General features: G+C 64.2%; 1 pseudogene. It reads left to right on the plus strand.

Annotated elements, in window-relative coordinates:
- Positions 1–430: pseudogene (locus tag RZR99_RS33120) on the plus strand (peptidase M1); the annotation flags it as partial.

The following is a 430-nucleotide window of genomic DNA, read 5'->3' on the forward strand; positions in this document are numbered from 1 at the left end:
ATCTGAACCAGTTCGACGGCCGCGCGGACGTCGAAATCAAGGTGCTCAAGCCCGTCAACGCGATCGTGGTCGCCGCGCACCGGATCCAGTTCACCAACGGCAAGATCACGCTGCAGCCGGGCAACGTGCAACTGATCGCCACGCCGCAAAGCAAGGGCGACTACTACCAGCTGCGTCCGGCGACCGGGTCGATCTCGCCCGGCAACTATTCGCTGCACATGGAATGGCAGGGCATCATCAACTTCATGTCGAAGGGCGATCCGACGAAGGGCACGGTCGGCAGCTGCGACAACGATCCGTATCCCGGCTGCTCGGCCGCCGAAGGCGTGTTCCGTGTCGACCTGAAGGGCACGGACGGCAAGACGAGCGGCGCGATTCTGACGCAGGGCGAAACCGATCTGTCGCGGCAGTGGTTCCCCGGCTGGGACGA

This window comes from Burkholderia alba (genome assembly GCF_034721475.1).
Classification (GTDB): domain Bacteria; phylum Pseudomonadota; class Gammaproteobacteria; order Burkholderiales; family Burkholderiaceae; genus Burkholderia; species Burkholderia alba.